We start from the raw sequence: 14,198 nt of genomic DNA, 5'->3' as shown, positions 1-14,198 counted from the left end.
GCTGCCGTTGGCGCATTGGTGCAGCAATTTAGTGGGTTCGAGGTCGGCAATGCGGACCAAGGCGCCATTGATCTCAACTTACACAATGACAGCTTTCAGCCCAAAGCGGAAATGGCCAGCTGAAACGCCGGACTGTAAGGAGAATTTTGCCGCAAGCTGAACGATTGACCGGAATCCGCCCCAATGTGCCGAGCGAAGTGAACGGCCCAACCCGGACGTTGAACGGTATGTGGAACGTTGTATTTCGGCGTTCCAAAAGCTGCCATTCAATACAAGTTGCAGAATTACAAATCGCGCAAGATCCCGCGCGGAATTGCAACTTGATCAAGTCAGGTCTTTATCATCGGTTCCTAAAGTCAGCACCTAAGCAGACACCATTTTCACGGCAACCCTTGAAAGGTGCGATGTGCTCAAAGGGCGGTCGTTCTGCAACTTTTACACCTTGGTTTCAACCAGTCCTTAGCTGATAGTAAACGGGTTAAAACTCTAGTCTCTCGTGCTTATCGACCGGCATAAATCCTTTTCGGTGACATTGACGCGGCGTAGATGCGGGCTCTGAATTCAATCCACCGCTCTTCCCTCTCTATCGAAGAAATGAATTCGGTCAGTCGGGAAACTCAAGCCAACTCTGTCGCCTGATTTCAAACTCGTTTCTCCAGAAACGCGGGCCGTTAATTTCCCAAACGCGCCACAGTCCAAGATGACAAAACAGTCAGCGCCAAGATACTCGACGACATCAATCACACTGTCCAACGCGCCCTCTCCAACAGACATAATTTCCATGTGTTCAGGGCGAATGCCAAGCTGGGTAGCTTCGCCCGCACCGTGATAGTCGCCGCCACGCCCGCCAGGGAGGCTATACGAAGACCCTTTTACGCTGCATGGAATGACATTCATCTTTGGTGAGCCAATAAACTGCGCCACAAATAGATTGGCCGGACGTTCATAGAGTTCGCGTGGCGACCCGACCTGGGCAACTGTGCCGAACTCCAAGACCACGATCTTGTCCGCAAGCGTCATGGCTTCGACCTGATCGTGCGTCACATAGATCATCGTTGATCCAAGGGATTGATGAAGTTTGGCAATTTCGTAACGCATCTCCACACGGAGCGCCGCGTCCAAATTCGACAATGGCTCATCAAATAAGAAGGCCGTTGGGTCGCGCACTATTGACCGCCCGATCGCAACCCTCTGACGTTGGCCGCCAGACAGGTCCTTGGGGCGTCGATCGAGGTATTGCTCCAGCTTCAGCACACTGGCTGCATGATTGACTTTATCGTCGATCTCAGTTTTGGGGGCGCCTGCAGTTTTGAGCGAAAACCCCATGTTGTCACGCACGCTCATATGCGGATAGAGCGCATAACTTTGGAACACCATTGTCAGGCCACGTTTTGCCGGTGGCTCGGCCGTCACGTCGCGACCGTCGATCCTAATGGCCCCGCGTGAGGTCTCCTCTAAGCCGCCGATCATCCGCAGCAATGTGGATTTTCCGCAACCGGACGGACCGACAAAAATGACAAATTCGCCGTCCTCGATGTCAAGATCGATGCCTTTGATGACTTGGACATCGCCAAACCATTTTTCGACGCCTTCAAGTTTAATCGATCCCATTAGAACGCTCCTTTTGGACGTGACGGTGAGGCCCAGCCCAGCCATACAGCCGCAGTCCAGGTGAATGTGCCTCCACCTGCGGCGTCTCCTGTAAGAGGGTCGAAATACTCGGCAAATCCATGTTCGCGGATCAAGTCAGCCGTGGATGTGCGCAGGCTTTCTGCTCTTTCAACAAGGCCGCAGTCCTGTAAGCCAATCCCGATGAGCGCGTTCATGATGCCCCACGTAGGCCCTCTCCAATAGCGTTTGGGATCAAACCGGTCGGAGCTTGGGTCGTGGCTGGGAACCGGATAGGTGCAGACCGACGTGATGCGGTCATATTGCGCTTCCATGGCGGGTTTTTGTATCCCGGCATACCAACACAGAAAAGAGGCGTTGGATACGCAATTGGCCCATTGGCCCGAGCGGACATCACGGGCATCATAGCTGCCAAGATCGGCGTTCCAGAGCGTCTCGGCACCCGCTTCCAAGATGGCGATCGCAGCTTCGATTTCGCTGACGTCTTCTTTCAGTATACGGCCTAGCGCCGCTAGGTCACGCTGTGCGCGCAAAAGCGTGAATGTCATAGTCGGGTCGGCCACGCGAAAGGGGTTTTGCTCCAGCAAGGCAGCTTCATCCCAGTTTAAACGACGACCAAGTCGCACCAGCCAGACATACCTGTCGTAATCATACTTCGTGGGGCGCATCTCTGGATCAACGTGGGAGGTGTCTCGACGTGTGTAGTCCCCAACATCCTTGGGATCGATGCCCGCCATCGCCCCATCCCAATCTGGCGTGTTATCTCGCCCCGCTTCCCACGGATGTGTGATACAGACTGCGCCCTGATCCAGACGCCACTCCATGAACCACCGGTGCCACGCCAGCATTTTCGGAAATAGTCGAGCCACCACTGGCAGGCCCGCCTCTGGATCAAGATCATAAATCCGCCGCGCGAAACTCGCGGCGACTGGTGGCTGGCTGATGCCTGATGAGGCCACGGGCCCTATGCCGCCCCACACCTCGGGTCCCGGAAAGTACCCCGGATCGGGGCGATGAAACAGAATGTGAGGCACCATGCCATTGCCCCATTGGCCTGAGAACAAAGTCTCAATTTCATCCCAGCCTCTTTCGACATCGAAGGTGGCAAATCCCCAGGCGGCAAAGGCGCTGTCCCAGTTCCATTGATAGGGGTATAATCCAGCGGTCGGCACGGTGTATCCGCCGCGATCATTGCCGCGCAAAATCGCGCGCGCTTGTTCATCCATATCTGGCATAGCTTGCGCGTTCATCCTTTCACGCTCCCTGCAGTAAGACCTTTGGTCATGAATTTCTCCAACCCGAGGAACAGAACCATGACCGGCACGGTCGCAAGGACCGCCCCTGCCATCAGATGTTCGCGGGGAATTTCTGAGCTGTTAAGCATGGCGACGCCACGCGTTAGTGTGAATTTCGAAGGATCGTCCAACAGCATGAAAGCCAAGAGGAACTCATTCCAGGCAATCATGAAGACATACAGGCTCACCGATGCCAGCGCGGGCAAAGCCAAAGGCAGTGTGATTTTCCAGATAACCTGCAGGCGGTTCAAACCGTCCATAAGACCGGCCTCTTCCACCTCCGGCGGCAGGCCACGAAAATAGCCTTGCAACATATAGAGCGCCACGGGGATCGTTGTGACCGGATAGATCAGAATGATGCCTACCACCGTGTTGCGCAGGCCAGTGACGGAAAACGCGATGTAGATTGGCAACGCCAAAACGATCATTGGCACCATGTAGATCAGGAGAATTGAGCGCGAAAAGGCCTTTTGACCGCGAAAATTCAAGCGTGCGACGGCGTAAGCCCCTGGAATGGAGAACGCGAGCGTTATCAAAACTGTCAGCACAGAGACATAGAAACTGGTCCACATATAGGTGCCAAAATTGAAGTCTCGGAACAGCTCATAGTAGCTGCGAAACAGCACCGCGCCTTTGCCCAGGTCCAGCGAGAAATCCAGCGGATTTTGCAGCAGATCTGATTGCGACTTCAGCGAGGTCATCACCATTACATAGAACGGGATCAACACGATTGCGGTGAAGAAAACATAGCCAAACCCGGTCAAAAAACGGATCCAGGCCTCCTCCATTTCATGCCGAGACAAGCTTCCAAATGGAACGTCAACCATGATCGCGACAATTGACCAGCCCACCACAAGAGCAAGCATGATTGCGACAAATCCCTGAGATGTTGCAGTGCTTTGCATCACGGTCGGGCCGAAACCTGTGAGCGAAGTTGCAAAAACCAGAGCTGAGATCATGGCAATTTTTGTGATTTTGTTTTGCGACGTCACTGCGATCCAACCTGCCAAGGCACCCAAAACCAATGATGATGCCAACGCTGGTCTAAACGCGTCGCCGGTGGCGAAAGACATTGTGACCGAAATGGTGGTCGCGAGGACAAAGAGCCAAATTGCGCCGATGACGGGGCCACTCACATATCCATACCGTAAGAGGCTCATAGCCCTTCCTCCCGGCTGATAAACTTGAAGAAGAAAACACTGAACACCAACAAACAGCCAAAGATGATAACCGCCACGGCAGCACCAGCACCGATATTTGAGACCGCAAACGCTTGTTCATAGACGTTGACGGTCAATGTGCGTGTTCCTGCGTTTCCGCCAGTCAATAGGAAGATGTCGTCAAACTTGTTGAACGTCCAAATGAATCGCAGCAGGAAGAGGACCGACAGAATGCCCAACAACATTGGCAAACTCAGGTACCAAAACTTCTGAAACGGCGAGGCCCCGTCCATATCCGCCGCCTCGTACATATCGGTGTCGATGGATTGAAGCCGCGCAAGGATGAACAGAAAACTGAGCGGAAAATAGCGCCAGATTTCGAACACAGTCACCATGATGAGCGCGAGCGGCCGCTGTCCAAAGAAGTTGATGGCCTCACTGGTTACCCCCATCTGCAGAAGCAGCGCATTCGCCGACCCCGAGAACGGATCAAACAGGTTGACCCAGGTAAATGCCACCGCGATCACTGGGGCCACATATGGAAACAGGTAGAGCCCGCGCAGGATGCCCTGCCCCCGGAAACTCTTGTTCAAAAGCAGTGCCGCGAACAGACCTAAAAGCAATGCCCCGACCGTGCCAAACACGGTGTAGAAGATCGTAACCCACATCACCGACCAGAATTCGTCCCCGTCAAAAACCTTGGCAAAGTTGTCGAGCGTGAACTCAAAGTTTGTCAGGATCGACTCTGCATCGCCGCGCACCTGCGGTTTGGTGCCTTCGGCGGCGTCTTCCGCCATATCTTTGTCGGCGCCATCAGCCAACACAACCGGCACACGCAGCCGTTCATTGAAACCGGGTTCTAAAGTGCCCAGCTCACAGGCAAATACGGTGCCATCCAAATCACATCCCGAAGGTAAGTCGCCGGCAACAATCAGACTTTCAGGCCAGGTGTCACGTATCGTGACGTCGGTTATTTCCGTGTCTTGGCTCGAATTTCGCAACCGATATTCGATCCGCAAGTCGTCTCCCGATCCACGCAAGCTCTCGCGCAACACGGGTGCAGGAGGCCGCAGGTCGGCGAGCCCAATGGGCTTAAAACTGATCCAGAAAATCGCAAGCAACGGTAAAATCACCACCAACGACACCATCGTGATCGTTGGTAGCAGCAAAGACCACGCCAGCCGGGCTTCGCGCTTTGCCAGCGGGCCGCGCCCTTTAGGAGGGGTTGCAATGTTCATGAAGGTCTCCGGTCAACCCATTGGTCGGAATAATTGGTATCCCCCCCCGACGGATGTCGGAGCAGGGTACCGTGCCACATTCTACTCGACGGCAGAAAGTTGCTCGTTCATGGCAGCGACAGCGGCCGCGGCATCAATTTCGCCGTCGATATACTGACGCACCACGCGGTTGATGACTTGGCTGTTGATCATTTTGGACGCGAGTCCCAGCTGACCTTCGGCAACACCCCAACGCTTGGCGACATCCAATCCACCAACAATTTCATTGATCATTGCTTGATCGTATAGGTCACCAAGAGGCGCTTTACGGTCCACACCAACAGGCAACATCGACCAGGCTTCTGAGAATTTTGATGGCTCATCTGCCGTGCCGCGACGCACCGGGAACTTGCCTTCCGGCGCAATGGAAAGCGTTTGGGTGTAGCCTTCATCCATCGAGAACTTCACAAAATCCATGGCCAGATCGGTGTCAGCGTCATTGGTGATACCAAAGTAACGCACATCGCCCCATGCGGCCCCATCTGGGTTCGACGGTCCAGAGAAATTGGTTACGATGCCAGTCTTTGATGCCAGCTCGGACGAGGTCGGGTCGTCATTGATTGTGGGCGGAGCGCTGTCGCGCAAACCGGCCAGCTCATCCAGAATAAACGGTGACCAGATGATCATCGCAGCTTGGCCCGCAAAGAACAGCTCGCGTGATTGTTTCCAGTACAGTTCGCCGGGAGGAGAGGCTTCGGCAATGGCTTTGTAGAATTCGAGCACCTCGGTGGTTGCAGCCGGATCAAGCGCCGCAGCCCCGTCATAGCTCACCGGTGAAACGCCATTGGCGAGGAACACATGCTCCAGCACCTGCGACATGAAGTTTTCATCCACTTTTGTTGCGGCAACAAAACCGTACATTTCTGGTGGGTTGTGAAGCTTCTCCAATGCGGCGACAACATTGGCAAAAGACGTCGGTGCCTCCAGGCCAGCTTCTTCGAACTTATCCGCACGGTAGACAATCATTTGGGTCCAGCCATCCACTGGTACAGAAGCGACCCCACCTTCAACAGCTGCCATCGCAAGTGGACCAGGTGCAAACGTGCCTTGGCCAAGTCCTTCGACAACTTCTGATGCAGCCTCGGTATCCAAGATACCGGCTTCTGCCCACGGCAGCGCATATTGCAGCGGATGGTAAATCACATCAGGCAAATCGCCGGCGGCAAATGCAGCCGTCGCACGTGTGCCCAAATCGGATTCTGTCACCGGAATGACCTGCACTTCGGTGCCGGTGGCCGCCTGAAACTCAGCCGCCATTTCCTGTTGCTTAGCAAGCCGTTCAGGTTGCTCCTCGGTTGTCCAGAACCGGATCGTACCCGCATTGACGGCACCCGACACCATCACCAGCGCAAGTGCTGCGCTGCTCAATAATTTGGTTTTTCTCTGAAGTTTCATGTTGGTTCCTCCCATTGGACTTCACGTTTTTGTATGTCCTTTAGACACTGCGCCAATTCGGCGGGTGTCAGACGTGGAGGCCCATCTGACCCCCGCTCAACGAGCGTGGCCGGAGCCAACTCGCGAAGTTCTTCCGGAGCAGCGCCCCGAATTCGTTTGATCAATAATGATGCGAGCCGGTCCCCCGCCTGACGGCTGTTGACCGCAAAGGTCGTGAGGGCAGGGTTTGCATAGGCGCCTTCAGGTATGCCGTCATAAGCAATCACTGAAAAATCGCTGCCAATGTGCAGTCCCAAGTCTTGCGCCACCCGGTAAGCACCAAGTGCGGCGCGATCCACAGCAAAGGTGATCGCTGTGGGTGGTTCTGCCATCATCAAAAGGGACCGCGTAGCAGCCTCTCCACCGTCATGCGTAATTGCAGGCGCCGTGATCAAGGCTGGGTCAATTGAGAGGCCGGCGGCGGCCAAACCGTCGCGATACCCGCCAATGCGCAGCTTGGAATAGGTGTATTCGCTGCCGCCCGGTACGTGCGCAATCCGCTTGTGCCCTTGGCTCGCAAGGCGTGCCGTTGCCGCACGCATCGCGTCTTCGCCTTTGATGTCGTACCAAGAACATCCTGTCGGATCTTCGGTACGCCCGAACATGATAAACGGGATGTTTTGCGCACGTAGTGCCTCAACACGCTTGTCGCGTGACCGCGTGCGCGGAAGAATGAACCCGTCCGCTTTATGCTCGTCGACAAGACGCGACAGCGTTTCCTGCACCCCGCGTTCGGTTTCGGAGGTTGCAATTGTGACGGTCCAATTCTCGGCACTCGCTGCTTGAGTGACCCCTGCGATGAAATCCGCAAGAAATGGGCGCGCGCTGTCTTCGTTGTCAACCTGAAGCACCAGCCCAAGCGACCGCACCCGTCCAGTACGAATTGCTTGAGCATGGCTGAGCGGGCGATAGCCAAGACGCTCCGCCGCCCGACTGATGCGCAACCGTGTGGAATCCGAAATATCGGTATAGCCGTTCAACGCTCGACTTACCGTGCTTTTGGTCACGCCAAGATGGTTGGCAACATCCGCAATTGTCACCCGTCTGCGGGCACGCCGCGGCTGTTCATTAGATGTTTTTGTCGTACCAGTCTGCACGAGTCATCCTCCCTTGGATGACTAGAAAAGTTTCCGAAACCGGTTTCGGCAAGAAGTTTTGGCGACTTTTTGCAAAATGGCTGAAACGGCCTTTGGCGGTTGGTGCAAAATGGATCAAAAATCAGAGATCAGAAGCCTTGCGGCTTAGTTGGTTAATTGGTCTTCTGCGGTTGAGGTATTTTTCCTCTCTCCATTGGGTCGCTCGGCTCTTTCACCGCCCAGGCTTCCACTCACACAGAAACACCCTTCAGCAGGTCTTCTTTTGCAACAGCGCCTTTTTTGCCAGCCATCATGACTTCGCCACGACGTAAGACCACGAACCTATCTGCCAACCCATAGGCAAACTCAAAATATTGCTCCACAAGAACAATCGCCATATCGCCTTTGTCTCGCAGCTGCCCGATCACTTCACCGATGTGCTGGATGATATTGGGCTGAATGCCTTCTGTGGGCTCGTCCAAGAGAAGCAATCGCGGCTTGGTGATCAACGCCCTCGCAATCGCCAACTGCTGTTGCTGTCCGCCGGACAGATCCCCGCCACGCCGGTTCTGCATTTCCTTAAGAACCGGGAAAAGTGCAAAAATCTCATCCGGTATGAAATGCTCGGCAGGTGGCAAACAAACAAACCCGGTTTCCAGGTTTTCGCGCACTGTCAGAAGAGGAAAAATCTCCCGTCCCTGCGGCACATAGCCGATCCCCTTATGTGCCAGCTTGTGTGCTGGCAAAACATCCAGAACTTCGCCCGCCAGCTCGATGTTGCCGCCCGATCTCGGGTGGGTGCCAGAAATGGCCTTGATCAGGCTGGTCTTACCAACACCGTTGGTGCCCATCACGCAAGTCACTTCGCCGAGGTCAGCTTGCATCGAAACTCCGTTGAGAATTTGAGAGTGCCCGTAGTGCAAGGTAAGGTCTTGAAGTTTCAACATAGTTCAGCGCCCCAGATAGACATCGATGACGTTTTGATTGGAGGTGACATGGTCAAGACTGCCTTCGGCCAAAACCGACCCTTCGTGTAGTACGGTCACTTTGCAATTCAGGCGGCGTACAAATTCCATGTCATGTTCGACCACCACCACAGCACGGGTTTTAGCCGCTTCCAGCAACAGGTCGGTGGTGTGTTCGCGTTCTTGAGGTGTCATGCCAGCTGCCGGTTCATCCACCAGCAACAAACGCGGTTCCTGCGCCAGTAACATGCCAATTTCCAGCCATTGCTTTTGTCCGTGGCTCAACTCACCGGATTTGCGGCTCAGCGCGTCCAGCAAACCGATTTCCTGTGCCAGGTTGGCCGTTTTCTCAAGGTCTGCTGTGCTGGGTCGATACATCAGCACTGACAACCAGCCACGCGGCTTTTTCAGCGCTATCAGCAAGTTCTCTTGAACCGTCTGATCTTCGAACACCGTAGGTTTCTGGAACTTTCGGCCAATCCCAGCTTGGGCAATTTTTGCTTCATTCATTTTCAGAAGAGACTGGGATTTGTCCCCCCAGATCACCCGGCCCTCGTCCGGCCTGGTTTTTCCGGTTACGATATCCATAAAGGTGGTTTTGCCCGCCCCGTTGGGCCCGATAACCGCGCGCAGCTCAGCGTCACCAATCTGGAACGATAGGTTGTTGATGGCACGAAAACCGTCAAAGGTGACTGACACGCCGGAAACTTCAAGGAGCGTATTCATTGGCTGGCCTCCTGTTCGCGCAAGGCGCCGTCATCAGGACCCAGGTTTGCGCCATGACGATTGGGGCTTTTGCGTTGCGTCAGAAGATCCACCAGCCCTCCCATGCCCTTGGGCGTAAACAGGGTGACAGCGACAAAAGACAAACCCAAAAGCACCAGCCACCAGTCCACCCATTTGATTGTGTAGAACCCCAGCGGAATGTCCGGTGCCTGGCCTCCGGTAAACCACGTGCTAAGAAGGCTGACAAATGCCGCACCAATGACAGCACCGTAAAGCCGCCCACGCCCACCAATTGCCACCCAAACCGCCAGATAGATCGACGCTATAGGTGCGATTTCAGCGGGATTGATGATCCCTGCCTGCGGGTAGTAGAGCGCGCCAGCGATGGCGGCGATACAGGCGGTGAATGTGAAGACCACCAGCTTGTAGGTCTCGACCGAATAGCCAAGAAAGCGCACCCGCGCCTCGTTGTCTCGGATGCCAAGAATAACAGAGCCAAGTTTGCCGGAAACAACCCAAGCCGCCAGCAGATATCCAAGGCCAAGGGCCAAAGCTGAGGCCCAGAGGAACCACAGGGACACCTCGTCCTGAGACGCAGCCACACCCGGTAGGTTCTGCAGGCCTGAGAGCCCGTTGTTGCCACGCAGGCCGCTGTCGTTTTGGAAGAGATACAAAGCCAGTGCCAATGTCATCGCCTGGGTCAGGATTGATAGGTAAACCCCGGTGACGCGGCTTCGGAAGGCGAGCCAACCAAACACCAGTGCCAACAATCCTGGTACCAGAACCACCATTGCAAGCTGTAGAAACAGACTGTCGGAAAAGGCCCAGATCAGAGGGAAATCACTGGAACCGACCACGCCGAAGATCTGGTTCCCAATGCCATCAATGATTTCGGATTTGGTGGGGGGGATTTCTGTTTGGCTGAGCGACTCGACCACGATCAGACGGGTGCGCTCATACATCAGCCACATGCCAATCATGTAGCCCCCCAGGCCAAAGAAGGCGAAATGGCCAAGCGACAGGATACCGGTAAATCCCCAGATCAAGTCCATGGCCACGGCGACCAGACACAAGCAAAGCGTCTTACCCAGTGTTTTGACAAAGCTGGTTGAAACAACCCCGACGCCGAAACCTTCAGACAGAACCGTCACAATCAAAGTGAACAAGGCCAGACAGGCAAGAAAAATCAGAACCGAAGGGTTCTTGGCAATGAAAGACCGTTGCATGGATCAATCCCCCACCGCGCGGCCTTTGAGGGCGATGATGCCCCTTGGCCGGAATTGAATAAATATGATGATGAAGGCGATCATGTAGGTCTGTGCGGCGAGCGTGTTTGACGGGTTCAGCCACTCGATCCCTTTTTGGAAGAAGCCGATCATCGCAGCGCCCGCAAGCGTACCCCAGATGTTGCCTACCCCGCCGACCACCACGGTCATGAAGCTTTGCACAATGTAATCATTGCCCAGCTCGGACGTGACTTTGGCGAAGAGACCGATAGCGACACCGGCGATGCCGGCAATGCCTGACCCAAAGCCGAAGGTCAGCATATTCACTTTGCCGGGGTTGATCCCCATTGAGGCCGCCATGCGCGGGTTTTGGGTCACTGCGCGGGTTTCTAGCCCCAGCCTCGTGCGCTTCATGATGAATAGGAAAACACCAAGGAAAACGAGCGCAAGGATGAAGATGGCGATACGAATAAAACTGATCGAGACGACATCGTTCACTACGAGTGCACCATCGAGCCAGCCCGGCGCGGTCAAAGGGCGGGCTTGCGTGCCAAAGATGTTTTTTGCCAGCTGTTGCAACGCAATTGAGATGCCAAAGGTTGCAAGCAGCGTTTCCAGTGGGCGGTCATAAAGCCATCGGATCACCAACCGCTCCATTGCCACACCGGCAGCAAAGGTCACGGCGAAGGCCATTGGGATTGCGACAATGATCGACAAGGTGTGATCCGGGATGATCTGTTGCACCACGTAGCCCGTATAGGCGCCCATCATGATGAATTCGCCATGCGCCATATTGATCACGCCCATGACGCCAAAGGTGATTGCGAGGCCGATTGCCGCGAGAAAATAGATCGACGCCAAGGACAGCGCGTCAAGTGTCAGGTCGAGGGCTTGGTTCAATCCGACCTTCAGGTTGATGGCCTTCAACGCATCGGTGGCCGCCGTTGTCACCTCAGCTGAAGGTTCTGCAAAAGTTTCGAAGAAGACATGGCTTGCAAGCGCGGTGTCCATGTCCGCTTGCGTGATAAGGGGGGGCACTTTTCCGGCGTCCGCGAGCGCCGCGTAGGCAGCATTGCGTGCCGCGTCGGTGTCCAGCTGAGCCACCGGAATGCCGCCAACACGGCCGCCTTCTATATTGGCGGCCAGTGCTGAGCGCATATCGCCAGACGAAACCAGCGCTGGAGCCATGCCTTTGGCCACCAATAGGTCATAGGCGTCGGCCTTGGAAAACTGATCAGTACCGGGCTCCAGTGTTGCGGCCACGTTTACACCGGTTGGAATGTCCCCGGTCGCTACATTGAGTGTTTTTGCCACCAACGGGTTGAGTGTCGCACGGACATCGACACCAAGTTCGCCTGACATATCTTCGATGGCATCGACACGCGTTTTGGTGTCTTGATCGTAGCCAATGGTGAGCAAGCGCTCGAGCCGTTGTTTCTGCGCCTTCAGAGTCGGATCGGGTTCACTGTCAATCGAGGTGCGCAATGGGGCCAGAAGCGCGGGACCGGGGTCTCGTTGAATTGAGGTCAGTGCATCTTGCCGTTTGGCCGCGTCCGGATCCATCAATTGAAACTGGACCAACGCTGTCGCAATCATGGCGCGGACGCCGCTGTTTGGTTTAAGTTGTTTCAGGTCACTCTTGGGATAGCTTCCAACAACATCTCCGCTGTCAAAATCTGTGAGCAGGTAGCTTTTGGTGTCGGTCTTCTCTCCGACAAAGAATAGGCCGTCAGACTTGCGCATCCATATATTTTTGGCGGCCCATGTCTCAAGCATGAGCTGAGCGTGTGGTGATCCACTGCTAGCGATTGCATCAATCACCGGGCCAATGGTCTTACGCGAGCTCTTGGCAATTTCTGCCTGATACTCTTGCAAGATGGGCTGGATGTTCGCGTCCTGCGCAGTGGCCGTTAGGCACGACAACAGAAGGGCAAACCCCGCAAAGTATAGTCTGATCATGTCGGAAGTGTCCGCGTCATTTATATGGAAGAGGGCCGAGTGTCGGCCCTCTTCACAAGAGCTCGTCTTAGTAGTTTGACAGCGTTTGAACGCAGGTCTGGGTCTCGGTGTTGTACATGCCGCAGTCCAGATCTTTCCAGTCTGACATCAGCACAGCTGACTCAGGCAGGAAATCAGTCCAGGCGTCACCGGGGACTTCACTTGTCTGGCTGATGATATCAAACTGTCCGTCGTCTTGGATTTCGCCAATCAGGACGGGCTTGGCCAAGTGGTGGTTTGGCAACATCACCGCGGTCCCGCCTGTCAGGTTCGGGTATTCTTGTCCGTACATGGCAGACCGCACGGCATCTACGTCAGTAGACCCAGCTTCTGTTGCCGCATTCACCCACATGTTGAACCCGATGAAGTGGGCCTCCATTGGATCGTTGGTGACACGCTCCTCACCCATTGTGGCTTTCCAATTTTTCACAAACTCGGCGTTCACCTCAGCATCCGCAGACTGGAAGTAGTTCCACGCTGCGAGGTGACCCACGAGATTAGAGGTATCGAGGCCTGCCAGTTCTTCTTCCCCCACGGAGAAGGCGACAACTGGAATATCGTCGGCAGACACACCCGCCGCGGCCAGTTCTTTGTAGAAGCCGATGTTGGCGTCACCGTTGATGGTTGAAATCACGCCGACCTTTTTGCCGTCAGCACCAAGAGCCACAACATCAGCCACGATTTTGGACCAGTCAGAGTGGCCAAACGGCGTGTAGTTCACAAACAAGTCACTATCGGAAACGCCTTTGCCTTTGAGATAGCTTTCGAGAATGTTGTTTGTGGTGCGTGGGTACACATAGTCTGTTCCCAGCAGGGCAAATTTCTCGACACCCAGCTCATCCAGGAAATAATCTGTGGCCGGGATGGCTTGCTGGTTTGGCGCGGCACCGGTGTAGAACACGTTCTTAGAAGATTCTTCGCCTTCATACTGCACCGGATAGAACAGCAGACCGTTCAGTTCTTCAATCACCGGCAGTACCGATTTACGTGACACTGACGTCCAGTTTCCAAAGATCACGTCAACATCATGCACCGTCAGCAACTCGCGCGCTTTTTCGGCAAACAGCGGCCAATCTGAAGCAGGGTCGACGACCACAGCTTCCAGCTGCTTACCGAGCAGACCGCCTTTTGCATTCTGCTGATCAATCAGCATCAACATGGTGTCTTTCAAAGTGGTCTCAGAGATCGCCATTGTGCCAGAAAGGGAGTGCAGAACGCCAACTTTGATGGTGTCTTCGTCAGCCATGGCGGTACCGGCCAGTGACGCAAAGACGATTGATCCGGCGAGTGTGGATTTGAGAAAATTCATATTAGCCTCCAGGCAGGGCGCGGGAGAGAGACCTTGCACATATGTGCCGATTTCTCTTACCTGTCCCCGCAACGTCATGTTGCAATTCGTGTGGCGGCCGCTT

11 protein-coding genes are annotated in these 14,198 nt (G+C 54.8%); all 11 read right to left on the bottom strand.

The window, feature by feature from the left end; genetic code table 11:
• Positions 1-561: 561 nt before the first annotated feature.
• The 11 genes from ugpC to urtA all read right to left on the bottom strand — a co-directional run bounded on the left by ugpC (position 562) and on the right by urtA (position 14,095).
• Positions 562-1,611, bottom strand: a complete 1,050-nt coding sequence (gene ugpC, locus Q0955_RS19470) for a sn-glycerol-3-phosphate ABC transporter ATP-binding protein UgpC (protein WP_299428086.1) — start codon at positions 1,609-1,611, stop codon at positions 562-564.
• A complete protein-coding gene (locus tag Q0955_RS19465; RefSeq protein WP_299428083.1) occupies positions 1,611-2,879 on the bottom strand; it encodes a hypothetical protein in 1,269 nt (422 codons plus the stop codon). Before Q0955_RS19465 ends, ugpC begins: the two co-directional genes overlap by 1 nt.
• Complete coding sequence (locus Q0955_RS19460) at positions 2,876-4,084, bottom strand: carbohydrate ABC transporter permease (RefSeq protein WP_299428079.1); 1,209 nt, start codon at positions 4,082-4,084, stop codon at positions 2,876-2,878. The genes Q0955_RS19465 and Q0955_RS19460 overlap by 4 nt, the downstream gene beginning before the upstream one ends.
• The gene (locus Q0955_RS19455) at positions 4,081-5,322 is read right to left on the bottom strand and encodes a sugar ABC transporter permease (protein ID WP_299428076.1); all 1,242 of its coding nucleotides are present in this window, start codon (positions 5,320-5,322) and stop codon (positions 4,081-4,083) included. The genes Q0955_RS19460 and Q0955_RS19455 overlap by 4 nt, the downstream gene beginning before the upstream one ends.
• Positions 5,323-5,403: 81 nt before the next feature.
• A complete protein-coding gene (locus tag Q0955_RS19450; protein ID WP_299428073.1) occupies positions 5,404-6,756 on the bottom strand; it encodes an extracellular solute-binding protein in 1,353 nt (450 codons plus the stop codon).
• Positions 6,753-7,835 carry a LacI family DNA-binding transcriptional regulator gene (locus tag Q0955_RS19445; RefSeq protein WP_299428070.1) on the bottom strand — a complete coding sequence of 361 codons (1,083 nt, stop codon included), beginning with the start codon at positions 7,833-7,835 and terminating at the stop codon, positions 6,753-6,755. Before Q0955_RS19445 ends, Q0955_RS19450 begins: the two co-directional genes overlap by 4 nt.
• 287 nt (positions 7,836-8,122) lie before the next feature.
• A complete protein-coding gene (urtE, locus tag Q0955_RS19440) occupies positions 8,123-8,818 on the bottom strand; it encodes an urea ABC transporter ATP-binding subunit UrtE (protein WP_299428067.1) in 696 nt (231 codons plus the stop codon).
• A 3-nt stretch (positions 8,819-8,821) separates the two neighbouring features.
• The gene (urtD, locus tag Q0955_RS19435; protein WP_299428064.1) at positions 8,822-9,562 is read right to left on the bottom strand and encodes an urea ABC transporter ATP-binding protein UrtD; all 741 of its coding nucleotides are present in this window, start codon (positions 9,560-9,562) and stop codon (positions 8,822-8,824) included.
• Positions 9,559-10,788: an urea ABC transporter permease subunit UrtC gene (gene urtC, locus Q0955_RS19430; RefSeq protein ID WP_299428061.1), complete on the bottom strand. Its 1,230-nt coding sequence runs from the start codon at positions 10,786-10,788 to the stop codon at positions 9,559-9,561. Before urtC ends, urtD begins: the two co-directional genes overlap by 4 nt.
• Before the next feature lie 3 nt (positions 10,789-10,791).
• Entirely contained in the window at positions 10,792-12,747 is a 1,956-nt protein-coding gene (gene urtB, locus Q0955_RS19425; RefSeq protein ID WP_299428058.1) for an urea ABC transporter permease subunit UrtB, read from the bottom strand.
• A gap of 67 nt (positions 12,748-12,814) precedes the next feature.
• Positions 12,815-14,095, bottom strand: a complete 1,281-nt coding sequence (gene urtA / locus Q0955_RS19420; RefSeq protein ID WP_299428055.1) for an urea ABC transporter substrate-binding protein — start codon at positions 14,093-14,095, stop codon at positions 12,815-12,817.
• Between the last annotated feature and the right edge of the window lie 103 nt (positions 14,096-14,198).

The sequence above is a fragment of the uncultured Shimia sp. genome (genome assembly GCF_947493595.1).
GTDB lineage: Bacteria > Pseudomonadota > Alphaproteobacteria > Rhodobacterales > Rhodobacteraceae > Shimia.
Note: the sequence above shows the minus strand (reverse complement) of the source record. Positions and strands in the feature narration are given on the sequence as shown.

Coding starts and splice junctions, on each gene's coding strand:
- urtE (WP_299428067.1), bottom strand. CDS start 8,818: ATGTTGAAACTTCAAGACCTTACCTTGCACTACGGGCACTCTCAAATT.
- Q0955_RS19465 (WP_299428083.1), bottom strand. CDS start 2,879: ATGAACGCGCAAGCTATGCCAGATATGGATGAACAAGCGCGCGCGATT.
- Q0955_RS19460 (WP_299428079.1), bottom strand. CDS start 4,084: ATGAGCCTCTTACGGTATGGATATGTGAGTGGCCCCGTCATCGGCGCA.
- Q0955_RS19455 (WP_299428076.1), bottom strand. CDS start 5,322: ATGAACATTGCAACCCCTCCTAAAGGGCGCGGCCCGCTGGCAAAGCGC.
- ugpC (WP_299428086.1), bottom strand. CDS start 1,611: ATGGGATCGATTAAACTTGAAGGCGTCGAAAAATGGTTTGGCGATGTC.
- urtC (WP_299428061.1), bottom strand. CDS start 10,788: ATGCAACGGTCTTTCATTGCCAAGAACCCTTCGGTTCTGATTTTTCTT.
- urtB (WP_299428058.1), bottom strand. CDS start 12,747: ATGATCAGACTATACTTTGCGGGGTTTGCCCTTCTGTTGTCGTGCCTA.
- urtA (WP_299428055.1), bottom strand. CDS start 14,095: ATGAATTTTCTCAAATCCACACTCGCCGGATCAATCGTCTTTGCGTCA.
- Q0955_RS19450 (WP_299428073.1), bottom strand. CDS start 6,756: ATGAAACTTCAGAGAAAAACCAAATTATTGAGCAGCGCAGCACTTGCG.
- urtD (WP_299428064.1), bottom strand. CDS start 9,562: ATGAATACGCTCCTTGAAGTTTCCGGCGTGTCAGTCACCTTTGACGGT.